This window comes from Arthrobacter sp. UYCo732 (assembly GCF_040547265.1).
Taxonomy (GTDB): Bacteria; Actinomycetota; Actinomycetes; order Actinomycetales; family Micrococcaceae; genus Arthrobacter.
Genome location: NZ_JBEPPJ010000002.1, coordinates 26278 through 51318 on the forward strand (window position 1 = coordinate 26278; position 25041 = coordinate 51318).

The 25041-nt window shown below is 63.6% G+C and carries 28 protein-coding genes; 19 read left to right on the forward strand and 9 right to left on the reverse strand.

Annotated features, from left to right (window positions below):
- Positions 1–20 precede the first annotated feature (20 nt).
- The 3 genes from ABIB45_RS03090 to ABIB45_RS03100 all read left to right on the forward strand — a co-directional run bounded on the left by ABIB45_RS03090 (position 21) and on the right by ABIB45_RS03100 (position 3218).
- Positions 21–1130 (forward strand): hypothetical protein, encoded by a 1110-nt coding sequence (locus ABIB45_RS03090; protein WP_354214464.1) that lies wholly within the window; start codon positions 21–23, stop codon positions 1128–1130.
- Between the two features lie 46 nt (positions 1131–1176).
- Positions 1177–1917 carry a hypothetical protein gene (locus ABIB45_RS03095; RefSeq protein WP_354214465.1) on the forward strand — a complete coding sequence of 247 codons (741 nt, stop codon included), beginning with the start codon at positions 1177–1179 and terminating at the stop codon, positions 1915–1917.
- Positions 1918–2054: 137 nt separating this feature from the next.
- Entirely contained in the window at positions 2055–3218 is a 1164-nt protein-coding gene (locus ABIB45_RS03100) for a hypothetical protein (protein WP_354214466.1), read from the forward strand.
- 66 nt (positions 3219–3284) lie between these two features.
- Here ABIB45_RS03100 and ABIB45_RS03105 read toward each other — a convergent pair whose 3' ends face one another.
- Positions 3285–5018: a cell division protein FtsK gene (locus ABIB45_RS03105; protein ID WP_354214467.1), complete on the reverse strand. Its 1734-nt coding sequence runs from the start codon at positions 5016–5018 to the stop codon at positions 3285–3287.
- 114 nt (positions 5019–5132) lie between these two features.
- Here ABIB45_RS03105 and ABIB45_RS03110 point away from each other — a divergent pair, with 114 nt between their 5' ends.
- Both ABIB45_RS03110 and ABIB45_RS03115 read left to right on the forward strand, forming a co-directional pair.
- A complete protein-coding gene (locus ABIB45_RS03110) occupies positions 5133–5384 on the forward strand; it encodes a helix-turn-helix domain-containing protein (protein WP_354214468.1) in 252 nt (83 codons plus the stop codon).
- Positions 5384–6037 carry a helicase associated domain-containing protein gene (locus ABIB45_RS03115; RefSeq protein WP_354214469.1) on the forward strand — a complete coding sequence of 218 codons (654 nt, stop codon included), beginning with the start codon at positions 5384–5386 and terminating at the stop codon, positions 6035–6037. Before ABIB45_RS03110 ends, ABIB45_RS03115 begins: the two co-directional genes overlap by 1 nt.
- A gap of 16 nt (positions 6038–6053) precedes the next feature.
- Here the strand turns inward: ABIB45_RS03115 and ABIB45_RS03120 are convergent, their stop codons facing one another.
- Both ABIB45_RS03120 and ABIB45_RS03125 read right to left on the reverse strand, forming a co-directional pair.
- Positions 6054–6455, reverse strand: a complete 402-nt coding sequence (locus tag ABIB45_RS03120; protein WP_354214470.1) for a hypothetical protein — start codon at positions 6453–6455, stop codon at positions 6054–6056.
- Positions 6445–6744, reverse strand: coding sequence for a DUF4193 domain-containing protein (locus tag ABIB45_RS03125; protein WP_354214471.1), 300 nt, complete (start codon positions 6742–6744; stop codon positions 6445–6447). The genes ABIB45_RS03120 and ABIB45_RS03125 overlap by 11 nt, the downstream gene beginning before the upstream one ends.
- Before the next feature lie 232 nt (positions 6745–6976).
- Here ABIB45_RS03125 and ABIB45_RS03130 point away from each other — a divergent pair, with 232 nt between their 5' ends.
- From ABIB45_RS03130 to ABIB45_RS03185, 12 genes are all read left to right on the forward strand, one after another.
- Positions 6977–8827, forward strand: coding sequence for a hypothetical protein (locus ABIB45_RS03130; RefSeq protein WP_354214472.1), 1851 nt, complete (start codon positions 6977–6979; stop codon positions 8825–8827).
- Positions 8828–8970: 143 nt separating this feature from the next.
- A complete protein-coding gene (locus tag ABIB45_RS03135) occupies positions 8971–10713 on the forward strand; it encodes an RCC1 domain-containing protein (protein WP_354214473.1) in 1743 nt (580 codons plus the stop codon).
- A 116-nt stretch (positions 10714–10829) separates the two neighbouring features.
- Positions 10830–11534, forward strand: coding sequence for an SOS response-associated peptidase (locus ABIB45_RS03140; RefSeq protein ID WP_354214474.1), 705 nt, complete (start codon positions 10830–10832; stop codon positions 11532–11534).
- Entirely contained in the window at positions 11531–11932 is a 402-nt protein-coding gene (locus ABIB45_RS03145) for a hypothetical protein (RefSeq protein ID WP_354214475.1), read from the forward strand. The genes ABIB45_RS03140 and ABIB45_RS03145 overlap by 4 nt, the downstream gene beginning before the upstream one ends.
- On the forward strand, positions 11929–12492 hold the full coding sequence (locus ABIB45_RS03150) for a hypothetical protein (protein WP_354214476.1): 564 nt from the start codon (positions 11929–11931) through the stop codon (positions 12490–12492). Before ABIB45_RS03145 ends, ABIB45_RS03150 begins: the two co-directional genes overlap by 4 nt.
- A gap of 46 nt (positions 12493–12538) precedes the next feature.
- Entirely contained in the window at positions 12539–13252 is a 714-nt protein-coding gene (locus ABIB45_RS03155) for a hypothetical protein (RefSeq protein ID WP_354214477.1), read from the forward strand.
- 351 nt (positions 13253–13603) lie between these two features.
- A complete protein-coding gene (locus tag ABIB45_RS03160) occupies positions 13604–13930 on the forward strand; it encodes a helix-turn-helix domain-containing protein (protein WP_354214478.1) in 327 nt (108 codons plus the stop codon).
- A 364-nt stretch (positions 13931–14294) separates the two neighbouring features.
- Positions 14295–15215, forward strand: coding sequence for an HNH endonuclease (locus tag ABIB45_RS03165; protein ID WP_354214479.1), 921 nt, complete (start codon positions 14295–14297; stop codon positions 15213–15215).
- A 344-nt stretch (positions 15216–15559) separates the two neighbouring features.
- On the forward strand, positions 15560–15790 hold the full coding sequence (locus ABIB45_RS03170; protein ID WP_354214480.1) for a hypothetical protein: 231 nt from the start codon (positions 15560–15562) through the stop codon (positions 15788–15790).
- 241 nt (positions 15791–16031) lie between these two features.
- Positions 16032–17849: a MarR family transcriptional regulator gene (locus ABIB45_RS03175; RefSeq protein ID WP_354214481.1), complete on the forward strand. Its 1818-nt coding sequence runs from the start codon at positions 16032–16034 to the stop codon at positions 17847–17849.
- 394 nt (positions 17850–18243) lie between these two features.
- Positions 18244–18882, forward strand: a complete 639-nt coding sequence (locus ABIB45_RS03180) for an AAA family ATPase (protein WP_354214482.1) — start codon at positions 18244–18246, stop codon at positions 18880–18882.
- Positions 18873–19289 carry a hypothetical protein gene (locus ABIB45_RS03185; RefSeq protein WP_354214483.1) on the forward strand — a complete coding sequence of 139 codons (417 nt, stop codon included), beginning with the start codon at positions 18873–18875 and terminating at the stop codon, positions 19287–19289. The genes ABIB45_RS03180 and ABIB45_RS03185 overlap by 10 nt, the downstream gene beginning before the upstream one ends.
- Positions 19290–19512: 223 nt before the next feature.
- Here ABIB45_RS03185 and ABIB45_RS03190 read toward each other — a convergent pair whose 3' ends face one another.
- A complete protein-coding gene (locus ABIB45_RS03190) occupies positions 19513–19908 on the reverse strand; it encodes a hypothetical protein (RefSeq protein WP_354214484.1) in 396 nt (131 codons plus the stop codon).
- Positions 19909–20264: 356 nt separating this feature from the next.
- On the opposite strand from ABIB45_RS03190, the gene ABIB45_RS03195 reads away from it, so the two are divergent.
- Positions 20265–20438, forward strand: coding sequence for a hypothetical protein (locus ABIB45_RS03195; protein ID WP_354214485.1), 174 nt, complete (start codon positions 20265–20267; stop codon positions 20436–20438).
- A 143-nt stretch (positions 20439–20581) separates the two neighbouring features.
- Here the strand turns inward: ABIB45_RS03195 and ABIB45_RS03200 are convergent, their stop codons facing one another.
- The 3 genes from ABIB45_RS03200 to ABIB45_RS03210 are packed head-to-tail and all read right to left on the reverse strand — an operon-like array spanning position 20582 to position 22605.
- The gene (locus ABIB45_RS03200; RefSeq protein ID WP_354214486.1) at positions 20582–21433 is read right to left on the reverse strand and encodes a hypothetical protein; all 852 of its coding nucleotides are present in this window, start codon (positions 21431–21433) and stop codon (positions 20582–20584) included.
- Entirely contained in the window at positions 21430–21852 is a 423-nt protein-coding gene (locus ABIB45_RS03205) for a hypothetical protein (RefSeq protein ID WP_354214487.1), read from the reverse strand. Before ABIB45_RS03205 ends, ABIB45_RS03200 begins: the two co-directional genes overlap by 4 nt.
- A 48-nt stretch (positions 21853–21900) precedes the next feature.
- Complete coding sequence (locus ABIB45_RS03210; RefSeq protein WP_354214488.1) at positions 21901–22605, reverse strand: hypothetical protein; 705 nt, start codon at positions 22603–22605, stop codon at positions 21901–21903.
- A 176-nt stretch (positions 22606–22781) separates the two neighbouring features.
- Between ABIB45_RS03210 and ABIB45_RS03215 the strand changes: the two genes are divergently transcribed.
- A complete protein-coding gene (locus ABIB45_RS03215; RefSeq protein WP_354214489.1) occupies positions 22782–23573 on the forward strand; it encodes a metallophosphoesterase family protein in 792 nt (263 codons plus the stop codon).
- 59 nt (positions 23574–23632) lie between these two features.
- Here the strand turns inward: ABIB45_RS03215 and ABIB45_RS03220 are convergent, their stop codons facing one another.
- Together ABIB45_RS03220 and ABIB45_RS03225 are read right to left on the reverse strand one after the other, a co-directional pair.
- Complete coding sequence (locus ABIB45_RS03220) at positions 23633–24388, reverse strand: hypothetical protein (RefSeq protein ID WP_354214490.1); 756 nt, start codon at positions 24386–24388, stop codon at positions 23633–23635.
- 72 nt (positions 24389–24460) lie between these two features.
- Positions 24461–25015, reverse strand: a complete 555-nt coding sequence (locus tag ABIB45_RS03225) for a hypothetical protein (protein WP_354214491.1) — start codon at positions 25013–25015, stop codon at positions 24461–24463.
- Between the last annotated feature and the right edge of the window lie 26 nt (positions 25016–25041).

Here is a 25041-nt window from a genome sequence, read left to right on the forward strand (position 1 = left end):
CTTCAAGGCATAGGAAGATCATGAAGCAAATCACCGCACCGCCACTGCGCAGCCGCCGTGTGATGGCCCTGATCGTCGGCATCGCCGCGGTCCTGGCCATCGCCGGCGGCTTCGCCGTCTTCCTGGCCACTCACGGATCGAACCAGCCACGCGCCTCGGAGATCCCGCGGTACGTCCCGGCCGACGCCGACACGGTTGTCGTGGCGCCGTACACGGCGTCCTGGTGGTCAAAGGTGGGCGCGATGGCACCCCAGGAGCTCATGCTGCCGCCGGCCCAGACCGGGGACGCCCTCCCGATTGAGAACATCGGGTATTCCCGCAGCCCTGACATCGCCGAGCGCGAAGTCGCCAACACCGGGCCCCTGCGCATCTTCTACGTCGAAGCCCCCAGCGACTCCGAAGCGGCGACGGTCCAGCAATGGCTCGACAACGCCCCGGGGTACGACTACCGGACCGTCCACCGTCACGGTCGCGTTCTGGCGGTCACTCCGGTCTGGGTCACCGACTATCCAGCACCGTCCCAGAGCATTACCGCAAGCAGCGCGTTCACCGCCGACGTCACGGATTCCCAGGCCTCCATGTGGTTCAGCCCCGAACGTGAGGTCACCACCCTGACCGGGGGAGCCGACACCGAAGCAGCCAAGGCGCTCCGGTCCACGCTCGAGCACGGATTCGGTTTCGCAGCCGGAACTGCCTGGACAGGAACAAGCAAGGACGGAGACTCCTGGGAGGGCTCCTTCCCCGTCGGCGGCGTCCGGACCGAACAGGTTGACTTCGCCAAAGCCTCCAGCGCCCTGATGGAAACCCGCAAGGTCCTGGCGCAGGCAACAGGCCCGCTGGGGAAGAACTCACAGACCTCCTACCAGGTCACCGACCCGGGACCCAGTGCCGTGCTGGCCGCCGCATCGATCAAGATCGATGGCAAGGACGGCGCGCTCGGCGTCTCCGGGCAGCCGGCGGCCGTCAAGGCCGTGCCGGGCGCGAGCCTCACCGCGGTCGTCGACGTCACGGCGTGGAACCGGGCAGCATCAGGGGACGTTTCGGAGACGGAGAGCATCCTGACCCGGGCGATGTCGGCCAGCGGGGATCAGATGAACATGGAATTTACGTACGCACCTACCACGAAATGAGAGACGAGTGTTGACGGTTTGCACTCCGGCGTGTAACGTCACGAGCATGAAGAAGAATTTGAAGCGCCTTATGGCCGGAATCGGGACCACGGCCCTGCTCGGCGGTGCCCTGTTCGCCGGTGCGGGCGCGGCCTCTGCTGCGAACTGCCCCGCGGGCCAGCACTGGAACGACTTCGGTGGGGGCCAGGGCTACTGCTCGCCCGACTCCAGCGGTGGTGGAACCGGCGGCAATACCGGCGGCAACCTCGGCGGAAACGGCACCCCCGGTTACGGCACGCCCATCGCCCCGCCGGCACCTGTCTATGTGGCCCCGGTGCCGGACCGCGCGCCGCCGCCCGTATATGTGCCACCGGCCCCCGTCTATGTGGCTCCGCCGGTGTACGTTCCTCCGGCGCCCGCCTACCAGGCCCCGGCAGCGCCGACCAACAGGGCACCCGCCAACTCGGGCTCGGGATACGTCGCCCCCGCAACCGGTGGCGGCTACGTCCCGGCACAGTCAGCTCCTGCAGGTGGCGGCTTCGTCGCCTCCGCCCCTTCGTACGTGAGCCCTAGCACCGGTGTGGCAGTAACCCAGACCGCTGAAGGTGCCTGGGTGGACGCAGCTACCGGCGCTCCCGTTGACGCCTCCGTGGCCGGCGAGGCAAGCGCGGCCAAGGTTGATGCCGAAGCGTCGGCCGCAGCTGCTGCAACCGCGGCCAAGGAAGCCGAAGTCAAGGCTGCTGCCGCCCAGGCGGCCATGAAGCAGTCGGTCAAGGATGCCGTCGCCAAGGCGTGGTCCAGCCGCTAGGCAGGCCTGTCCGGATAGCCCCGTCGCAGAATGTTGCGGCGGGGCTTTTTCGTCGCCTAAGTGGCTTGGTGCGTTTGGCTTTAAACGGCTAGACTGTTACGGTAAACGATTTTCCGCGACGCACCCACTGGAGTCCCATGACCACCGCTACCGCCACCACTGCCAGCCCGCTGGCGACCTTCCAGGAGGGCCGGAACGCGATCCTCACCTCCATCCTGGGATCCGTCGCAGGCCTAGAAGGATCGGTGCTTGAATTCCAGAACGCCCACGAAGGCGAAGTCCGTGCGGTCCGCTTCGAGCTCAGCGAGGCGGTCCGCGAACAGAAACGGCTGGAATCGCTGGTGGGGGACCAGGCCCTGGAACTGGACTCAGCCCGCAAACACATCTGCGCGGTCCCGGCCCCGGCAACTGACAGCTTCGGGTTTGACCTGGAGGTGCCGGCACCTGCCGCTGCTGACCCGGCTCCGGCTCCGGCTCCGGCTCCGGAGGGAGAAGACACGACGCCCACGGCTGCCGTCACGGAGACTGACGCGACGGACCGCACCATCGAGGAACTCCGTTCCGGCATGGAGGAGCTCCGCCGCACCAATGAGACGCTCTCCGCCGACCTTCGGGCGGAGCAGGGCACCACCGCCGATCTCCGGCTGAAGCTGGAAGAACGTGACAGGCGGATCGAAACTCTGCAGGATGAGTCCGCCGCCGCGGGAAGGAACCTGACCGCAGCGGAAGAAAAGCACCAGGACTACGCCCGGGACGCAGAGAAGTCCTTCGACGAGCGGCTCGCAACGGGTGTCCGCACTGCTCAGAACGGTGTCCGCGCCGAAGCAGTCAGGATCATCGAAGCGATCGCCGCTGACAACCCGGACCTGGCCGAAGCCGCAGACCTGTTCACCGTGGCCTTCCCGGCCGAGACGGACGCAGCCCCGGAAGCGCACGCCCCGGTGCCTGTGCGTGCCTCTGTGGTCGACGTCCCCGACGAGGCTCCGGCGGCCGCCGGCGACGTCTTCCAAGGCATCCAGACGGCGGAGCAGGAAGCGCCAACCGCCGCTGCCTCCGAGGACGACTTCCTCCAGGCCCTCCCGACGGACGACGCTGACGGCGTCCCGGAGCCGCTCACGCAGAACTACCTGCCGGCCCCGGACCTGACAGACGACGCCATCCTTGACCCGAACTTCTTCGACACCCCGCCGGCCCTGGGTGACGTGGCCTTCGACGCCCCGGCACCCGAAGAGAAGCAGGCTGAAGCCCCTAAGCCCGGCTACGGGCTCTTCGGACGCAAAAAGGAAGACTCGAACGCCTAGGATTCGATCCGAAAAAGAAGGCCCCGGCAGGATAATCTGCCGGGGCTTTCTGCTGTTCTGAACCAGTTAGGCTCGGCCGCCCATGTTGGACAGCTGTCGGGACTGGGACGCGGCCAGGGCAGCGCCCTTCAGCGGCCGGCCGTTCTCGTCCAAGCCCGAGTCGCCCATTAGGTTTGCCATCGGGTCCTTCATTGCGGCCCGGCGGGTGGCGACGTCGTCCTGGTCCTCAGGGGTTTCGAAAGCGTCCTCGAGCTGGGCCATCTGCGCCTTTGTCGGTTCCGGCTGTGTCGTCTTGGGTACGCCTAGCTTTTCCAGCCAGGCCCGGTACTCCGTGACGGTGGCGAAATAGGACTTGAAGACCGAGGGCTCATCACCCTCAGGCTCCGTGGAGCCTACGCCGCGGGAGGCGCCGCTGTCCGTCCGGACATTGTCCGGGACCAACGGGACCCGGTCCGGATCGGAGAAGACCAGCCGGCGGTTACCTTCGGTGGGCTTGGCGCCCATGAGCAGCTTGTGGTGCAGGTTGGTCCGCAGAGCAGGTTCGATGCCGGTGTTCGCCGAGGCGACCTGCGTGGCGAGCATCAGAAAGACACCGGTGAAGCGGAGCTCGGCGGCCACACGCTTGATGCCGTTCTTCAGAATTTCCTTGAACAGGTTCGTCCGGTTTGCGTCGGCGGCCATGTCCTTGAGTAGCTGGGGTGCGTCCTTGCCGGCTTTGGGTACCGCTTCCAGTGCGAACAGGCCCGTGAGCTCATCGACGATCACGATGAGCGGCTTCAGGGCCGCCGACTTGGGCAGGTCCTTCCAGTCGTTGAACCCGTGGCTCTTGATGTAGGTCGAGCGCCTTTCGCCTTCCTCCATGATGAGCCGGATTGCGACCGCGGACTGTGCCGGCGATGCGCACCCCCAGCCGCCCGGGCGGACGAATTCCTTGCACCATTCGAAGTCGGCACTCTTGGTTGGAAGGTCGATGATGGCCAGTTCAGCGCCCTTGGCCAGCCAGGTGGCGAGGTAGCAGTTGAGCAAGACAGTTTTGCCACCGCCTGAAATTCCACCCAGCTGAGCGTGCGCACCCGCGTTCATGTCCAGAGCAAATGTCTCACCAATGGTCTCGCCGGCCGGCGGAAGCTTCATGCCCAGCGGGATCTTGAAGGTCTCCTTCTTGGTGTGGTCAAACTTGACCACGGAGTCCATCGGGGTCGGAATCATGCCCGGAAATGTCGGGGGAGCGGACGGGATGATGGACGCTGTGAGCTTCTGGGCGTTCACCGCCACGTACCAGCCGTCGCGGCCGACGACGCCGGTGGCTACCTCTTCAAGCTTCGAATCGTGCTTGGAGGGCATGTAGGTGCGCGGAAGTTCCAGATCGAAGCCGCCGTCGCGGCGCGGGGCCACCTGCACCTCCCAGGGCTTCACACCGAGGGCCAGGGCCGCTGCGCCACGGCAGCGGGCGGTTTCCGGGCTCAGCTGGGTCAGGACGGCCTTCCCGAGAAAGGGTTCGAACTTAGTCATCTCCCATCCGTCCCCGTGCTGGTCAGCGAGCTTCACGGCCATTTTCTCACCGTCGGTCGGCTTCACGGACCGGGGGAGGCGGACTTCCTGAGTCTTGGACTTCTCGTTCTGGCGGATCTCAGTGACGGTCACCTGGCGGGTGGCCACGGCGTAGCCGTCGACGATGGAGTCAACCTCGAACCCTTCACCGTGAGCCTCGGTGATCTTCTTCATCAACGGTGCCATGTGCCGGTTCGGGTCGAATTTCTCGGGCAGCTTCACCCGGATTCGCTCAGTGCTGGAAGCCACGCTGTGGGGCCTTTCATGTAGCCAATGTCTCTACCCCCAAACATGCGTAGAGGACACGGCCTATGGCAGCTGGTACGAAGTCGGCAGGATCCCCTCCACACATACGATGAATAGATGACTGATGACACGCGACCGCCGCACAGGTTTCTCACCGTTGAGCAGACGGCCGACGAGTTGAACGTTGGCGTGCCCCTGATCCGGGCCATCATCAAATCCGGGGACCTGCGCGGAATCCAGGTGGGAAGCCGCGGCGTCTGGCGGATCGGCCGGGACGACATCGAAACGTACATCGCCCAGGCGTACGAGCGGACCGCTGAAAAGATCGCCCGCGGCGAGTTCAGCGAAGCAGACTCCGCGGAGACCTGATGGGCAGGGACATTGGCTCGCCGGAGTGGGTTCTCATGTACCGGCAGGGCCTGACCGCCGGCCGGATTTCACAGCTTTGCCGGGTCAACGTGCAGCAGGTCAACCGGGCCATCGCCCGTGCCCGGCGCAACGACCCTGGAATCGTGCAGGAGCACCTGCGTAAGGCTCCGCCGGCCGCCGCTGTCACCGAGCGCTGGAAGGCCCGCTGCGAGGAGCTCACGGCTTTCATGGCCGCCAATGGCAGGCCACCGTTTGCGGCCGCCCAGGCGCCGGAGGAGACAAGCCTGGGGCGATGGCTGGAGCGGCAGCGTGCAGCAGCCGGCAAAGGTGAACTGGATGAAGAGCACAGGCGCGCACTGGATGCCGTGGGGGATTGGAGGACGCCTCCCCGGGTTCAGCTGGAAGCGCGCCGCTGGCGCCAGAGGCTGGAAGAACTGGCCAGGTTCGCAATGGTTGAGGGCCGCCTGCCGTCGCACCGGACACCCCGAACCGACACTGAGCGTGTCCTCGGAAACTGGCTGCACGGCCAACGGCGGCGGGCCAGTCGCGGAGACATCACGGCCGGGCATCTGCAGGCCCTGCAGGACGCTGTCCCGGGCTGGAACACGTGGAAGACCGGACCGAGGCTGGACGGGAATTCTTCGGCCCGCTAGCCGGCCGGTGCGGCCTTTAGCCGGAAGAGGGGCGGGGGCGGTACCAGTCGGCGAAGGCGGCCAGCTCCGACTCCAAGAGCCGGGTATCCCCGAGAGCGTCCACCGGGCGCTTGTTGCCGGCGGAGCGCATCGGGGTGATCATCCAGGCAGCGAACACATTATGGGGGACTGCCAAGTCCATCGCGCGGCCGAAGATCGCTACGGCCGCGGGGTCCGGAAGCCCCTCCCGGAACTGGAAACCGGGGCAGAACACCCCGTCACCAATAAACACCCGGATGAGCTGCCGCATCAGCGGGGCCGGGTTCCCGGTGAGCTCAAAGAAGCGTGCCTCCACGGCCAGATCCGGCAAGGTGAATTCGTCCCGAATCCGATCCCAGACGGCGTCACCGACGGCCGGCCAGAACCGCTCAGCCTTCACATTCAATGCAGTACGCGTGGCCGTTCTTCTCTCGCGCAACCTGGGACCGGTGCCGGACCAGGAAGCAGGAGTAGCAGGTGAATTCGTCGTCTGCCTGAGGAATGACCTGGACGATCAGCTCTTCGGCGATGAATTCGCCGCCGGGAACCTCAAGATCAAGACCATCGGCCTGGTCCAGTTCCAGGACGACGCTGCGGGCATCCGGGGCGTTAGCGGACTGGAGTGCTTCCAGAGAGTTGTGCTGGGATTCTTTGACGTCGGAGCGGAGCTCGTCGTAGTCGGTTGCCACGGGGGTACTTCTCGTTTCTTCTGGTTGGTGTGGGTTCGACATGCAACGTACCGGATGCCGGGGGTATTCCATAGTCACGGGCCAGTGGGATTTATCATGCTTCATCGTCCGTCCACTTGGCCCAAGGGGCAGTCGCCGGCCGAACCCAGAGATCTCCGACCGTGCCGCCACGCTCCCGGAATCTACGCATGTTCTCAGAAGGGGAATCATCCGCTTTTGAGAGGAACATGCAGTGACCGAAATACACCGCCAGGGCATGGGTGCCCGGGCTTTCTGGAAGACGGTCCGGTCGCAAGCCGGCGCGTTCGACCTGCCATCCATCATCACCGGCGTCGTCGTGGTTGGCATCCTTGCCGCCGGCGTACTCGCGGCCATCTTCGGGGTCATCCCGTTCTCCCAGGACAAGGCGGCGCAGCAGGACCTTGATACCGTACGGACGGCCGAGGGGGTTGCCAAAGCCCAGCTGGGTGGCTTCAAAGACAAGAACGGACTCCTCACAGGCGGACTGATTTCCGGGGACCGCGCTTCTGTCGGCGTTGGCACCGACGCCGCCGGCAGTTGCTACGTCGGCATCAGCAAATCTGCTACCGGCAAGGTGTACTTCAACTCGGACCGGACAACCCAGTCGGCACTCCTGACCGCAGGTTTGGACACCGGCTGCATCGATGCCGCCACCCGTGACGCGATTATCGCCGGAATCGGCGGCCTCGGATCCGGACCGGTGGCCGGCGGCCCCATCGACACAGACGGTGACGGTATCCCGGACAGCGAGGATCCCACACCCAACGGTGAGGGTGGCTCTACCTTCCGGGCGGCGAACACGTGGTCCGAGCGCAAGGTCACCAACCTCTACCCAGATCCCGGTTTCAAGAAGGGCATCACAGGGTGGACCGCTGACAACATCATGGGATACAGCGATAACGCGGCAACCGCTGTCGGTTACGCATTCGGCGGATACAACGGGGACGCGGGACAACTTGAAATAACCGCCACCGGCAGTGCAGGCCATAACCGCGCCACTGTCTACTTCCCCATCGATGTCGCCACTATGAGCGCCTTCTCCTTCCACATCAGCACACCTGACGGTGCCTGGGGTTCACCTTCTTACTGGAGCGCCGGTGTGATCACCACCGACAAGTCAGGTGTCCCTACCGGGGCTGGCAGCGCTGGACCAATATCTGATGCTGGTGTCCTGGGTGCGAACGAGTGGGAGCGGATTGACTACGTAAACAACTTCGTTGCGCCTGTGGATACTTCCACCACCAACACTTACCTGATAATTCAGGCGGGCGTGCCTGACGGGAAGTCAGTTACGATGCATGTCGATCGGGTGTTCGTCGCCGGCACCCCCTGCCAGTGGAACTGCTCAGCGCCGGACGCACCGTCTGTTTCAGGCTATGAGCCGAACTTCGACGGGTCCTACCTCTCAAATGCGAACTGGATTTACTCCTGGACCGGTGCAGAAAACGCCTCCCCGAGCCAGGCTGTTGCCGCACGTCGTATCGCCTCTCCGGCAACCGCCACAGTCGGAGATACCGTCCAGATCAAGGGTGAGGGTTTTGCCCCTAACTCCTCCGTCACTCCGACTATCTTCTTTGGGGGTGCCCTTGGATGGGACGGGAGGGACTTCGACGGCGGATCTGTCCAGACCGACGGTGCAGGCAACTTCGATACGACGATCGACATCCCGGCCAGCACCCAGCCATGGAACTGGGGAATTGGCGTCGTTGAAGATGAATGGCCGCTCACTGTTACCGCGATGAGGATCAATCCGGCGGGCGCCGTCGGAGTTCCTACGCCCCCTGGCCCGTGGAGCGCCCTGGTGGAAGGCAGCACTGAACAGATCAGCGCACCCGCGGCTGTCACCCTGGACTCCGACTTCACCGTGGTGGGCAGGGGCTACGCCCCCTACACGAGGGTGAACCTGTATGACGACACTTACTGGTCTGACGTTTACGCCTACACCGACATGAACGGCAATTTCACCGTGACGATGAACATTCCCTCGGCCGCGGCTTCACCGGGGGCCGGCGGAATTACGGCAACGGGCAACAGCAGCCACCTGGACATCACCCTCCAGTAATCAACCTTGAAGACCGGCACCCCGGAACCGTTCTGGGGTGCCGGTCTTCTGTCTCACCTGAAGCGTGATGAAACCACGCTAACGTCGCGTACATCTACGCATGTTCTCAATCGGGGAATCATCCGCTTGAGAGGAATTTTGCAGTGACCGAAGTACACAGCCGGGGCAGGACTGCCCGGAATCATTGGAAGGTGCTCCGGTCCCAGGCCGGCGCCTTCGACCTGCCATCCATCATCACTGGCGTCGTCGTGGTCGGCATTCTCGCCGCCGGCGTGCTCGCCGCCATTTTCGGGGTCATCCCGTTCTCCCAGGACAAGGCGGCGCAGCAGGACCTTGACGCGGTCAGGACAGCCCAGGGCGTCGCCAAGTCTCAGCTGGGAGGCTTCAAAAACAAGGCGGGCCTGCTGAGCAACAGTCTCATGGGGGACAGTCCCAGTCTGGGCGTCACTGCGGACGACGATGGCACTTGCTACGTGGGGGTCAGCAAATCGGGAACCGGCAAGGTGTACTTCTCGACGAACAAAGTCACCGAGCCTAAGTTGCTGACCGCCACCACGGACACCGAATGCGTCGATCCGGCGAGCCTCGGCACGATCATCAACGCTATTGGAGGCCTCCCGGCGGCTGGGCCATCTGGAGATCCGACGGCCGCTCCAGGAGGCACCTCAGGCACCCCGACGTCTTATGACTGGGACGGCGACCGTGCTGAAACCAACCAGCGACTTGCCGGCTTTGGCGGAAACTGGGCCCACGAGTTGGGCACGACCGCCGATACCCAGTCAGCCACCGGATCCATCATCCAGGGCGCGCTGGCAGGCCAGCGTATTGGTCTTCTTTCTGAGAACACCGGCTCATATCACGCATGTGGAACCCTTGAATCATCGGGGGAGCTGTACTGCTGGGGTGACAACTGGCGCGGCCAGCTTGGCATCGGAGAGGATCGCACCGAGGAATCCGAACCGGTTAAGGTCATCGGGCTCGACGGCAAGGTCATCAGCCAGGTGATCACCAACGGGTACAACACCTGCGCCATCGCCGACGGCGCTCCATATTGCTGGGGAAGCTACAGTCTGATTTCCGATGACAACGTCGTCGTACCAACTGCGGTGGACACCGCGGGTGTCCTCGCGGGTAAGACCATCACCAAGCTCGTCGGCGGAAACCAGTTCGCCTGCGTCCTGGCCGACGGCACGCCGTACTGCTGGGGTGCGAACAACTCGGGTGAACTTGGCATCGGCACCTACGGTGTGCAGAGCTACACACCCGTCGCCGTCAACACGTCCGGCGCACTTGCGGGCAAGACTATTACTGACCTTGGTGCATCAAACGGCGGGCCGTGCGCGATCGCTGACGGTGCCGCCTTCTGCTGGGGCCGCGGTGACAGCGGGACCATGGGTAACGGCACACGCCTCACGGAAAACCCGCTGCCGGTTGCAGTCCAGGGGCTGGAAGGTATGACCGTCACGGCCATTGCCGGCGGCTACAGCAACACCTGTGCTGTAGCGGACGGAGCCGCCTACTGCTGGGGCAACCGCACCGGGGACTACGCCAACATGGTCGGGGACGGCACGATGCACCCGTATAGCTACGATGCGCCGTACGATTCGAATTACCAGATGGTGCCTCAAGCCGTTGATACCAGCGGGGCACTGTCGGGTAAGACCGTCACGCATGTCGACATGGGCGACAACCACGTCTGCGTCATCGCAAACGAGGCACCGTACTGCTGGGGCACATGGGAATCCACTGATCCAGGGTCCGATGAGTACGGCTACGTCGAGACGTTCTCACCGGTCTCAGTCGGCGGGTCCACCGCAGCTGGCGCAAGGACTGTTGGTCTTTGGACTGAGGGCGGCAGCACGATCTTCAGCTACATCAAAAGCTGATTGAGCGTCGAGAAGCCCCTTGCAGATACTGTCCGGGGCTTCTCGGGGTCCGGCCGGTCCCGGGTGGTATGAACCTGCTCATCCGCAACGGCCAGGCCCTGGTGCAGAATGGGCGTATGTGCGGCAGATACGTGATGTCCAAAGCGACCGGTGACCTCTTGAGCTATTTCGACGCCAAGGAAGTGGAGGGTAGCCCGCCACCGCCGAGCTGGAACGTGGCGCCCACCCAAGCCGTTCCGATCATCGCGGAACGGCTTGATGAGGGCGCTATCGACCGGAGCCTGGTGGTCGCTCGGTGGGGCCTGGTTCCATCGTGGGCGAAAGACATCAAGATCGGCTCCAAGCTCATCAACGCGCGCAGCGAGACCATCCTGGAGAAGCCGTCGTTCCGTTCGGCGGCCGTCAAGCGCCGAGCCCTGATACCGGCAGAAGGCTATTACGAGTGGCAGAAGACCGAGGACGGGAAGAAGATCCCCAACTACCTTTACTCGGAGAAGGCGGACCTGCTCGCCTTCGCCGGCTTGTACGAGTTCTGGCCGGACCCGTCCCTGCCGGAGGATGACCCGGGCCGCTGGCTGCTCACCTGCACCATCCTGACCACGACCGCCCAGGATTCCCTGGGACACGTCCACGAACGCAGCCCGGTCATCATCCCGCCGGACATGTTCGCCGACTGGCTCGACCCCGGCACCACCGATAAGAGCGATGTCCAGCAACTCCTGGACGCCGTCCCGGAACCGGTCCTTACCCCGCGGATCGTCAGTACTCGGGTGAACAGCGTCCGTAACAACGGGCACGAGCTGATCGAACCGGCCGAATGAGCGCCGCCTTCGAGGCCGCCGTCGCGTTCCCTAACGGACTGCTGTGGCTTATGGCCGACGAAGGCCGTCACCTGGACATTCCGGACGTCGATGGTGTTGCCAACTTCTGGACCAGCCCGAACGCGTGGGGAGTGGCGGTGCTGCACGACGCCGACGGGAAGGTGAACGTCACCGTTGGCGCAGGCCGGCCGGATGATCCGGAGCTGATACTGCTCCATGACGGTGTGCTCCACTCCCGGCGCCGGCTGATTGAAATCCAGACTGTCTACCTTGACGGGGTGGCCCGGATCCACACCAGCGCCGAGGACATCGCTGTGGTCATCTGGGGCGACGACCCGGGGCAGCCCGAGCGGCTGCATATCCAATGCTGGGACTTCGTAGGCGAAGTGGCTGCATGAGCGAGGGGCGGGAGGCGTACCACGCCGCAGGCAGGCTGTCCCGGGCGGCACGCGATCTCATGCAATCCGCCGATGAAATCGACCGGCCCTCAGACAGCTACTCCATCGTGGGCAACGTCCTGGATTCGCTCCGGTCCCTGGAGGTAACACTCGGGCAGCTCATGGAGTGGCACCGGGCTGCGGAGGCTGGCCGGCACTTCGAAGAAGACCACGATGAGAGCACCATAGGCATCATGACCGCCGTGACCGAGCTGGACCTGGCGGTGCAGCAGGCGGACGGGCTACAGGAAACCGTCAGCCGCGCCTATGGCGGCAACGCAGTGGTCCGGTGGTTCGACAGTGATCAAGACGATGAAGACACTGCCGATGGTCCTTCAGAGCACCCTGGGAGCTTCAATCGGGAGGACATCATCCAAGACGCCCAGGCGTTGCTGGACCGGCTCGACGACACGGCGCCCACGGAGATGGACGCCATGTTCTACCAGAGCGGCTACGACGCCCTGGAGCTCGCCCTCCGGGACCTCCTGAAGGTTGTGGAACACGGCGACCGCAACAGCTGACCTGTTCAGACCGGTCTGGTGCCGGCCCGGCCGATAGTATCCGGGTATGGCGAATGACACGGCTGAGAATATCGAGCGGTTCCTGTCCCACGCGGCCCTCCTGAAAGGCATCCGGCTCGAGGATTTGGGCGCCGACCCTGACCCGGCCACCATGACCGAGGATGACAGGGAGCAGTTTGAGCTCGAAGACCTTGACGAGCTCGCCCGCCTCAGCACTGCCGAACGTGAGCTGCACCTGCATCAGGCGAAACTCCTTGCCGGCGTCCTGTGGACCGCCTCGGTCATCATGGTCGACAAGCTGTTCGAGGACCTTCAAGCGGTCTCTGAGCTGGAAACGATCACGGAACGCGACATCGACCAGACGTGGATACTGGCCAACCTTCCGGCCCGATTCGCCCATCGGTATGGGCCGATGTTCGTCCGGATGTTCATTGTCGTGACGGCGGACGTCACCGCCACCCTGGCCAGGGAGTGGCGATCACCCGACTGTGTCGCCGGCGAACTGGCCGTCAGATGTCTACTGGATGAGGCCGAAGTCCTCGTGGAAGCCTACGATCTGGACGTCCCTACGCATTGGCGGAGCGACCTGGAGGACGCACTGGTCGAAGACTTCGACTACGACATGCTGTACGACCGCAGCCTGGACGGCTTCGAGGATGACCAGGCGTTTTTGGGCCAGTTCCGCATCACGCCCATACGGTTTGAACAATGGTTCCAGCCCTTCAACCATTCCAGCGTTCCGCCCTACGTGCAGGACTGAACTGCCTGGGGAAACTCTACAAAAACCGAACCTGGTGAGCGCAATAATCCGGTGATCCCAGGGCTCTTTCCGCCTCTCCCCCGGCCATTTTGAAACGCCGATAACGAAGGTTATGTAAACCTGGCGCCGGAAAGGGGCCTGGGCAGGACAAATCAGCCCTGAGTTTCGCATCATTGTGCCAGGAAATTTCGCCGATGTCGACACTGGATTACATGCAGGTGAACGGGCGCCAGGGTAAGCGCGGCTTCCTTCAGATGGCGGCCCCATTTAGGCTCGCGGAGTGAACGAAAAACGAGAAGAGCAGCTCAGATGAACGCCGACGAACTAGGCGACGCAGGCCAGGATATGGAGATGTCTACCAAGGAGGCCGCTGCCTACCTCAGCGGTCCCGTCGGATTCGCCATCAACCAGAAGATCATGTACAACCTGAAGTCTCTGGGCCGTGGGCCGGTCGTGGAGAAACGCGGCCGGAGCCTGGTTTACCGCCGGTCCGCCCTGGATGCCTTTATCCGCGAAAACGGCACGGACCCGATGGCGTGGATGGCCGGGGTGTGGCGGGACATCGCTGACCAGTACGCGGCCGCTACTGCCGACCGTCCTGACCTACAGTCTGAGAAGCTCCTTGAAACACTGAGAAGCCGGGACAAGGACGACTGGGATCCGGACGAGGCCAAATAGGCGCCCCCGGCGGGGAGTTGTCACGCCGCATGCCGGTGTCTTTGGAAATTGTCAGCGGCCGCACATAGCCTCGACAGGTGACCACTCCCCCACAAAAGCTATGCAGCGTCGGCGGTGACAGCTGCACCCCGGCCAGCTGTACGAAGGCGACGTCTGCGGCAAGCACTACAAGCGCATGAAGGACCATGGCCCCTACGAGCTGCTGTGCTCGGTCGGTAAGGAGGACTGCGGACCGCAGACCCGCCTGCATGGGGGAATGTGCCGACACCACCGCTTCTACGCGAATGCACTTCCCTGCATTGAGGCGGACTGCGACGTTGTTCCGACGGCATCTGCAAACAAGTTCGTTGGCGGCAGGTGCCCCATGCACGACCAGAGGTTCAGGAAGGCTAAGCGAGTCGCCGAGGCCGGCGAACAAAAGTGCCGGGTCGGCGTGGACTGCGGTGTCCAGAACAAGCTCTACGAGGGCCTTTGCCGCAAGCACTGGAATCTCCTGGGCACCTACGGCTCTTTTGAACTGCCCGTGTGCATGGAATCGGATTGCGAGGTCACACCGGATACAGACCCGAGCAAGCAGTTCACGGCTGGCCGGTGCAACATGCACTACCTCCGCTTCACCCGGGCGCAGGCACGTGCACGCGAGCTCGGGATCCGACTATGTCCGCACTGCGGCTCCGACATGTCCACGGCACGCCGCAACGCAAAGTACTGCAGCCTGAAATGCACCCAGGATGCGAGCACTGCCCGGAACATTGAGACGATCCGGATCCGTAAACGCATCTCGGAGGCGTTGCGCAAAGCGCAGAAGCTGGAGAACCCCGGAAGCGTACCGTTCACTGTCGCAGATTGGCTGGACCTTGCCGAGCGGCTCGAATACCGCTGTACCTACTGCGGGCGTGTAACCGAGCCGGCGGACCTCCATATGGACCACATCGTTCCCCTGCACAAGACCAGCGCAGGGCCTCACGCCCTCTACAACATCACACCGGCATGCTCGCGCTGCAACACCACAAAGAAACACCGCCCTCTGCTGATTGCCTGGGCCCCGGCCCTCCTGGGCGGTAAACCGCGCTGGGACAAGTCAGCGCCGAGGGGCAAGAAGGAAAACCCGTGGGTGCCGTCCGCTTGGCGGAACCCCAACGGCCCACTCCCCTCCGTCATGGAGGCCGCGCAGTCCTACCCGGAGCTGCTAAGGGCGATCCAGGTAAGTGAGGACTTTTACCTCAAGAAAAATCTGTCTCCTCCGGAGCTGCAGGCTTTAGAAGCCCTCGCCGGCGCGAGGTGAGGTTAGCCACCCCCGGGGTTAAACCCGGGGTGAAGGAGTCTCAATCGTCCGGCTGGGTACTCCAGCCCGCCTATATTCAAGTTCAGACCTCGGGAAGAGGACCTTGATGCGGTGGATACTGCGTCGGTCGGCATGTTCCCGCTGGGACACACGCGACACGCGACAATTTCTGTTTTTGCTTAATCCCGTCACCTGACCTGCCGCGATGGTATTTTCGGAGTATTCGGAAACGAAATCAGTTATTGCAACATTTGCACTACTGAGGCCACCCGGCCCCGATGTCCCGTCGATAAGTGATCGAGCCGTTCCACGGAACGCTGGAGTTCAAAGGACAGTGAGTAATCATGGCAACAACCAACCGACGCGCAGGTCGTCACAGCAAGGGTGAACGTCGACTGATCGGCTTCCGCCTGGCGACCCAAAAAGCAGACCTGGTCCGCGAGCTCGCCGATGCCGAGGGCTATGAGCACGTCAGCGACTGGGTGGCCCACGTGGTGTCTGAACGAATTGATCGGTCGGATCTGAGTAAGATCCGCCATCAGGAGCCGCTCCCCCTCGAGCAGCTTGCTTCATAGTTAAAAAGGAAGGCCCGCACTTGGCGGGCCTTCGAAGATTTGAGACTTACCTTCTGGATTGCTTGGCGGCTGACAGATAGTAAGTCGAGTGGTGGACCTTCACAGGCCGACCATTGTTGTGCTATGAAACCGGTCTTGGCGGGCCGGTCCTTTGTTATCCCTGCGACAGGATCTCCCCGAAAGGATTGTCCCCATCGTACATCAGCACGCGCGCGTGCTGCCAGCCCTACATGAGTCTGGCGTGTCGCGCGAGTCAAACTCCCCTGCCCTCGCCTGGGCTGCGTTGGCTCCCCTCCTTGCCGGCCAGCCCCGCGTTCGTCTCTCCCGCGACGCCGGTAAGACGTATCCGCAGAAGCACGAACGGAACCTCACCGAGGCGCTGCCGTCGGTTCCTGCCGCCGTCCGCATCTTCGGCAAAGACGGCACCTGCTCAGCGATCTTCCTGGACTTCGACTCCTCCGTCGCCGGCACCGACTGGGTCGAGGCTGACGTCCGCGCGCTGCAGACCTGGCTCCACTCCGTAGGCGCCCGCTGGATTGAGGACTACTCCCCCAATGGCGGCCGGCACGTCTATATCCCGCTGGAACAGCGCGTCACGTTCTCCGAAGCGCGTGATCTCGTCGAAGCCCTGGGCAACCGCCACCGGAGTTTGGACAAGACCCCGCACCAGAACCTTCTTCACGGCTGTATGCGCACACCCGGTTCCCCGCATAAGCGCGGCGGCCACCAGCAGCTGGCCATGAGCTTGACCAAGGCCTACGACATTGTGCGCCGCCCGAACAGCCCTGCCGTGTGGGCCGGGATGAACGCTGACCTGGCCGACGAGATCGCCGCGGTCCGCGCCCTGCGTCTGGAGCAGTCCTTCATCCCATCCACAACTGAGGCACCGAAGGCGCAGCAGGTGGCCGGCAGGATGTCCAGGGCGATGCAGCAGCTGGCACTGACCGGCCTCTACGACGTCAACCGGTACGCCACCGACTCGGACGCCCGACAGGCAGTCATCGTCAGTGCTGCGGCCGCCGGGATGGAGCTCGTGGACGTCCAACGCCGGATGTTGCAGGGCATCTGGCCAGGGCTTGCATCTTTCTACGCCCGCTACCCGTCCCGACACCGCGTGCCGGCACTGAAAAGAGACTGGGCAAACGGGGTCGTGTACCTGAACAAAAACCAAGGAAAAACGAGGAAGAAAGACAACGTTCACATATCCCCCACAAGCCAGCCAAATACACAGGCGCAGGGGTTACAGGGGATTTCCGTTTCGACAAATGCCGATGCTGAGCATCGGCACATCAGAACTTGGCGGAATGCGCTGCGGCTAAAGGAACATTCGTACAAAGACTCCCGAACCGGTCTGGCACGGAGAATGGTGCTTAGAGCACTGGGTGAAGCAGCCCATATGACGGCGTCGCGGTTCGTTGAGTTCGGAGACCGTTCCATTGCCGTGGCGACCGGCCTGGATCATACGACGGTCGGTTTCCACCTGAGAGCTCTGCGCAGCGAGAAGGACCCGTTGGTCACTCTGGTGGAACAAGGTCGCGGCACCAAGGGAGACCTCTACATGTTGACTGTCCCGGAAGACGTGAGGCCCGCTGCCGAAGACCTTACCTGGCAGAAAGGCAAGATCCACGCCCTGCGCCCCGTCTTCCGCGAACTAGGACTGCCGGCGGCGTTCGTCTACGAATCATTGGAACAGTCCGCCACTCCCCTGCCGACGATGGAACTCGTTAGGGCCACCAAGCTGTCGCGCACTTCGGTCACTGAAGCACTGGAGGTCTTGGCTGCCTGGAAGATGATTTCCCGGAATGCCGCACGGGAATGGGCTGTTGTGGCCTCGACTTCGCTGAAGGAACTCGCCGAACACTTCGGTGTAATGGAGGCCGTTGCAGCGCAGCTCCACCGTTACAGGATTGAGCGGATTCTCTGGAAAGAATGGCTGTCCAAGAACGTCAGCACCATGGCCGAGCTCCTCTCCCCTGGCGAAGACTACCCATGGGAGATGTTCGAGGGTCCACCGGATGATTGGGCCCTGGCTGACATGGCGTTCACCAGAGCCGGCTAAAGGTCTGCGCCGAAGGTCTGCCCATTTTTGGGCGGCCGCTCCCCCGCTGGCGACCCCGGAACGCAGAGTTCACGGATCGGTGCACGGCGCGCCTCCGTGCGCCGCGTGGTCTGCTCCGGAATCATTGGGAAAGAAGAAGGCCCCGCGTAATCGCAGGGCCTTCGAAGCTAAAGCAGCGGTGGCACCCGCTGGATTGCTGGGACCAGTCTATAGGGGACAGGTCTCGTTCCTGGGTACCTTCACTGCCGGTGTTTCGACCGAGGTCAGGTGCCCTTTCTGTTTTCTGAAGGAGCACTCCCCCGGGCCGGACGCTGAAGTTTTTGTCCACCCCACCCAGGGGCTTTTTTGGCCCCAAAGTGGTACCACACCGACACCATACTAGGACGGTACTGCAGTGATAATCCTCGTAGCCCATCAGAAAGGCGGCGTTGGCAAGTCCACCGTCGCCGTGAACATCGCGGTGCAATTCACGGCCCTCGGAAAAGACGTCATCATCGTCGAGGCTGACCCGACTGTGTTCACGTCCAGCAACTGGGCCAAGGATCGTGAAGACGGGGGCCACTCCCCCATCCAGACGGTCCAGAAGACCGGCAACCTGCGTGCGACGCTCCTTGACCTGGCCAAAAAGTACGACGTCGTCATCGTCGACGCTCCCGGCAAGGACAGCTCAGAGATGCGTACCGCCATGACCGCGGCCGACATGATCTTGGTGCCCATCCAGCCAACCCAGCCGGATCTGGATACGACTCAGGGCCTCGTCGTCACCATCAACCAGGCAAAAGACTTCAACCCGGACCTAAAGGCCCTGGCGGTCTTGAACAGGGTTCCCACCAACGTCTTCTCCGACTCGGTCACCGACGCGCATTCCTACCTGTCCGACTATCCGGAGCTGCGAATCGCAAACACCAGGCTTCACGAGCGCAAGGCATACCAGTCCAGCCTGTCCGAGGGCCTGGGTGTCGTAGAAATGAAAGACTCCAAAGCCAAAGCGGAAATCCAGCTGCTCACGGAAGAGGTGTTGGCATGGCAGTAAACCGGCGGGGTCGTACGGACCTCCAGACCGAAAAGGACATCGAAGCTTTCGCGGCAATGGCTGAAAAGCCACTTGCTGCCGTGCCGGCCCTCACTCCGGAGGAGTCACCCGCTGACCCCTCCCCCACTACAGCAGAACCCCCTGCCCTCAAGACTGCGCCTGAACCGGCGGCAGCCCGGCCTCGCAAGGCAGCCCGCACCACCCCGTCAGTACTGGCCCCTGCCATGGCCGACTGGAAGCGTCGCAACCGGGAGCCAAAGACCGGTGGCATCAACTTCCGGGCCAGCGAATCGCAGCTCGACCTGCTCCGCACCGCAGCCCTGGTTGAGGAAATCAGCCAGCAGAAGGTCCTGGAACGACTCGTCTGGGAGGTCCTGGAAGAGAAATACGGATCCGGGGCCAAGTAGCTCCACTCCCCCAGCAGCCCGGCCCCTCTACGGCGCCGGGCTGTCTCGTTTCTCGATGACGACCCGTGCCGGGCCGTGGTTGCCTGCCCCTCCCCCAGCTGCCGTTTGCCGGCTCCGCCTCAAATCGCCTGACTGGTAACCAGTGCGGTACCGGTGTGGTGCCGGACTGGTTTCACACCGGTGTGCCACCTTCATTCACGGGCCCGATCCCCCTTGACTGCCGTCAATCATCGACCAGCGGTACTGGTGCGGTACTGGTGCGGTACTGGTGTGGTGCCGGTACTGGTGCGGTACTGGTGTGGTGCCGGTACTGGTGTGGGGCCGGTACTGGTGCGGTAGTGATGTGGTGTTGGTCCGGTGTGGTGGCGGTACTGATGTGGTGTTGGTCCGGTGTGGTGGCGGTACTGATGTGGTGCTGGATCGGTGTGGTGGCGGTACTGATGTGGTGCTGGAGCGGTGTGGTGTCGGTACTGGTGCGGTACTGGTGCGGTACTGATGTGGTGCTGGCTTGGTGTGGCATCGGTACTGGTGCGGTACTGATGTGGTTCTGGCTTGGTGTGGGGCCGGTACTGGTGCGGTACTGGTGCGGTACGGATGTGGTGCTGGCTTGGTGTGGCATCGGTACTGGTGCGGTACTGATGTGGTGCTGGCCTTGGTGTGGGGCCGGTACTGGTGCGGTACTGATGTGGTGCTGGCCTTGGTGTGGGGCCGGTACTGGTGCGGTACTGATGTGGTGTTGGTCCCGGTGTGGTGTTGGCACGGTTCCGGTTCTTGGCAGGGCGTCAGTGCCCAGGAGCTGCGGGAGAGTCGGTACCGGTGTGCTGCTGGTGTGGTACTGGTACTACCGAGCTGGGGCGGGTGAAAGCGAGGGTGAATTCAGCTCGAACCAGTCAAAGGACCTGGGCGCAGGCCTAGATTGATTTCCAGACATCGGATTGCGGTCAGGTACTCTGCCGCGTATTTGCAGGGGGATCATTGAGCATCAAGGTCAGTTACCGGACCACGCTGACGTGCGACGGCGGGGGAGCGGGACTCTGCGGGAAAGGGTCTCTGGCGGTCTTCGACTCCCCTACGATGGCTGCGACCATCAGGGCGGCCGTAAAGTCCGGCTGGGTCGTCAGCGACCAGGCCAAATGCCCGTTCTGCTGAAAACCTCTTCCGCCGCTCCATGCAGCGCCGGTGAACCGGGCGCCTGAGAGCCCCTGTGGGTCCTCCGGCGCCCACAATGAGCGGACGCGCCGACATAGTTTCCCAGGGCCTCCGGCGGGCACACAGCGCCGCTGACGATCGATTTACCAGGCGTGCTCGTCGAACGTCTCGCCGATGATTGTGTCGGTGTTCGTTTCGCCCTCGACCAGGAGTCTCGTGAACCGCTCTTCGTGATACCGGTTATCAGACGGGGCAGCCGCACTGGCAAAGCGGACCGCAGCGTTCGTGAACGCCGTCTTCGCCCCATTCTTGATCCACTCAGCATCCCGCCAGTCGTTGGACGGCTTGGACCCCAGCTCCTGCTGCATCTCCACCGCGCGCGAGGTGAAATATCCGGCCAGCCGGCGGGCCCGGACCATCGAGAGGGGAGCGGCGCTGCGCTTCTTGATCTCGGGAACGGTGAACTCATCCAGGTCCGTGGCCAGGAAATCCCCGCGGAGCCGCTGGATGGTCTCCGGATCGGCGTCAGCATTTGACAGCGCAGCGCAGATTTCGGCCTCGCCGACGGCGATCCCGTCGAAGTAGGGGGTCTCGGCCTGTCCACTGGTCTCCCTGGCATTGCGCAGCCTGGCCAGGCTTGCCCGCAGCTGCCGGTCGGCGTCGGCCTGCGGCACCGCGTCCGTGAACCGGTCAGGGTTGCGCTCCGGCACCGGCATGACGCTGTCCAGATGGGCCTCCCAGGGAACAACCCGGTCTGCCTTGAGGTGGAGGGTACCGCCCTGATCCAGTTCCACGGCAACGTTTCCGTTGGCGTCCTTGCCGGCATGGGAGATGGTCCCGAACTCGTTGCCGGTCATCACCCGGGTGCCGGGGGAGTATGCGAACACGTCCTCGGCCTGCTTCAGCAGCCGGAGATGGAGGGACGGGTCTGCATGGCCGGTGGCAGCGAACTGCCCGCCGACGGGAACACCCTTGGGCTGCCGGGTTGCACTCACAGTTCATCCCTTTCGAGGCCGTAGACGGCGTCCTCAATATCCTCGTTCTGCAAATCGAGGAGGATCCTGCCCAGTCGGTAGCCGGCGTCCTCCGGCCGGAGCGTGCCTGGCTCCTGGCTCTCGGTGACCACATAGCGGTCCACGGCGAGCCGGACGAAGCGATCATCTGAGGCAAGGTCACGGACGGCGATGCCATCCTCGCCGAAATCCCCGCCGGCCATTGCTTCATGGATAGCTGCCCGGGCAGTGGAAGACTCCTCTTCCGGGGTCAGCCGGTCTCCCATCAGGTCCAGGTGGGCCTGTTCGTGAATCCTGCGCGGCGCGGCGAGGACGGCGCCCGGCTCGGCGTGGGTGGTGGCGGCGAACTGGCCGCCGAGGGGAATGCCTTTAGGCTGTCTGGCTGCGGTAATTGTGGTCATACCCGGAAGGTGTGCGGCTGGACGGTTTCTCGCCAACCGCACACGCGGCTACCACTTCTCGCCGGTGCCGGCCTCAATGGAATACAGCAGTGCGTACTTGAGGTCCTCAGGATCGGTGTTGCCGCCGCAGGATTCGGATACGTCGGTCAGGAACGCTGCGGCCATCCGGTCGCTGAGCTGTCCCTCGTGCGGGCCATAAACGCGGGCCTCGAAGGTGCCGCGGTCCATGCGGAGCACGTATTCATCGCCGTTGGCCGCAGTGACTTCCAGCTGGCCGGCTTCGTGGCCCGGGCCTTCGGAGATCCGCTGTGGGATGGCGAAGCGGAACTTGTCGTTGCTGCGCACCGTAGATCGGGCCGCCCAGCCGTCAGCGATGCGGGCCCGGTTCCTGAGTGTGATGAAGGTGTCGGTGAGGTCCTCATCCGAGATGGTCGAACCGCTGAGCTTCCTAGTCGACGCGGTGTCGCCGAGATGCGCTGTGTCCAGGCTCCAGTCGACGCCACGGGAGATCTCTACGTCCTTGTGATCCACAGCGAAACCAAAGTCCATCCCTTCCGGGCTGCGCCATGTGCCGGTCACGGTCGGTCCGCCGGCGTCGCTGTCGGCACCGACAATGGAGAGGATCTCGAGTTCACCGGCGACACCTGCTGCCTGGAGCCGGCCGTGCCAATGGTCGAGGGCGGCGCGATGTTCAGGGGAGAGGGTGTAACCGAAGTCAGCGATGAGTTTCAGCCGGGGCACGTCAAGTGTCACAGCCGGTTCGGAGTGGGGGTGGCGGCGAACTGGCCGCCGACGGGCACGCCCTTGGGCTGTCTTGCTGCAGTATCAGTGCTCATGCTCCTTTTGTGTGCGGCATGAGGCTGGTATGGACGACGAACCCTGCGCCATGCCCGGCGCCGGCGTCCCCGGCTGCCGCACACATGAAGGGAATGGAGACGATTGCTCAGCTCGGCATCGCGCCGGAAGACATCACGAAGGTCCTGGTCGCCGGGGACTGGCACGGCAACACCCGGTGGATGCGGCAGGTCCTGGCGTGCGCAGCCCGTGACGGTTACAAGGCGATCATCCATGTCGGTGATCTGAAGGTCCTTTGGCCGGATGAGTACCCCGATTTTCCCGAGCCCGGGTGCTTTACGGCGGACCTGGCCACGGACCTTGAGGAGCTGGGCCTGGTGCTCATCTTCGCCGACGGGAACCATGACGCACACCCAATTCTGCGGAAGCTGACGCTGAACAATGACGGGTTCGGTGTCATCAGTGACAGGTTGCTGTACGCCCCACGCGGGCACCGCTGGAGCATAAGGGGAGTGCGGTTCGGAGCCCTCGGCGGTGCCTATTCGATCGACAAGGCGTTCCTCACCCCTGGGTGGGACTGGTTCGAAGGCGAGGAAGTCGTTCCATCAGACGTGGAAACACTCGGGTCTGCGACCCTCGATGTGCTCATCACCCATGACGTACCGGCCGGCATCGATGTTGAAACAACGCTTCGGCTTCCCGAGGCGATCGAGCGGGAGTCGTATATCGTCCGGTCCCTGCTTCGGGACGCCGTCAGAATCACGGAACCGAAGCTCGTGTTCTCGGGGCACTGGCATCAGCGCCGGACCGGGCTGATGCCAGGCATGGAAACCCGTGCGCATGTTCTGGACCGGGAGTTCCACGACGGCAACCTGGTGTCCCTGGACCTCGCCACGCTTGCCGTGGAGGAGTACAAGCCGGTCTAGCCCGAAGACAAACGCAGCGCCCGTCCAGTCGTGCTGGGCGGGTGCTGCGTTTCTGCTGACTATTCTGGCTGCTTAGTCACAGTCAGGAGGGTGTCCACGCGGTCCTTGAGGTTCTCCATGACTTCGTACTGTCGGTGTTCGTCGAAGCTGTTGGCATCCAGGATGTCTTCGATGGCGATCACACCGTGGTTGGCGGCTTCGACGAGGTCAGTCTGTTCATCAAGGGAGAGGGTCCGGGTGCGCGGGTCGTGCTCTTCGCCGATGAACGGGTCGGGCGCGATAAGGGCTGCCTGAAGATCGATGTCGATCCTCTTGCTCTGGCCCTTCCCGGTGCCGTGGATGAATGCGATCCCCTCAGCCCAGCTGTCGTCGCGGTGGTCGAGGTCGGCGACGAGTTCCCGGATGTCCGGCCCGTCCTGAACCATCTGCTCGAACGTCCACTCGCTGTCGTAACCGTCATCGGGCAGGTCCAGCTGCAGGAGCCCGCCATCGGCGTTGGCGATGGAGACAGGGACATAGGGGTCGTGCCCGTCCGGGTCCTCGCCGATCCGCAGGGTGGTGGCGCCGGGGAAGCGGGCGAGGATGGTGGCAGCAACGCTGCGGAGGGAATGGGCCGCCTGAATCCTTTCGGTCCGTTCCAGCTGTTCGTACAGGCGCTCCCGGCAATTGCGGACGGATTCTCGGTCCAGGAAATGCTCGGTGACAGTCTTCCGCTTCGGCGGGACCAGCGAGGTGGAAGGTTCGGCGTGAGTGGTGGCGGCGAATTGGCCGCCGACGGGAATGCCTTTTGGCTGGCGGGCGATGTCTGTGGTCATGCCAGGAATGTGTGCGGCGGGTGGGAAAAGTGCCGGGGCGAGGACACCCCGGCACTTATGCCCGGTTGCCGGTCAGACTACCTGCTCCTCGGGGAGCGAGGCGTTCAGTGCAGCTTGCAGGTCGATGTCGATGGACCGGTTGCCGTGCCGGCGGCTGCCGGAGATTTCTGCGACCTTGTGGGCCCACCTGTCATCGCGCGTGTCGAAGTCCCAGACGAATTCCTGGATGCTGGGCCCATTAGGCGTCATCTCCTGTCCGGCCCATTCGCCGCCGTCGTTATCGGTGTGCTCGAGGATTGACCCGTCGGTGTCGGTGATGGAGATGGCGTCGAACTGGTTTTCGCCATCCTGGTTTTCGACGACCCTAAGGGTGGCGGCGTCCGGGTACTTGGTCAGGATGGTTGCCGCGACGCCAATGACAGAGAGCCGCTGGGAAAGCTGGTCAAGGGCCTCATGCTGGTCATGGGCTTCGTCGCGGCGCTCCCGAACGGCATCACGCCGAGCCACGAAGTCTTCGGCGCTGGAAGCACCGGCCGGAAGCGTGATCTGAGGTTCCGCGTGGGTGGTTGCGGCGAATTGTCCGCCGACGGGAATTCCCTGGGGCTGGCGGGCTGGAATTGCTGTCATGGTGCTTCTTTCTGTGGTGGCGGTGC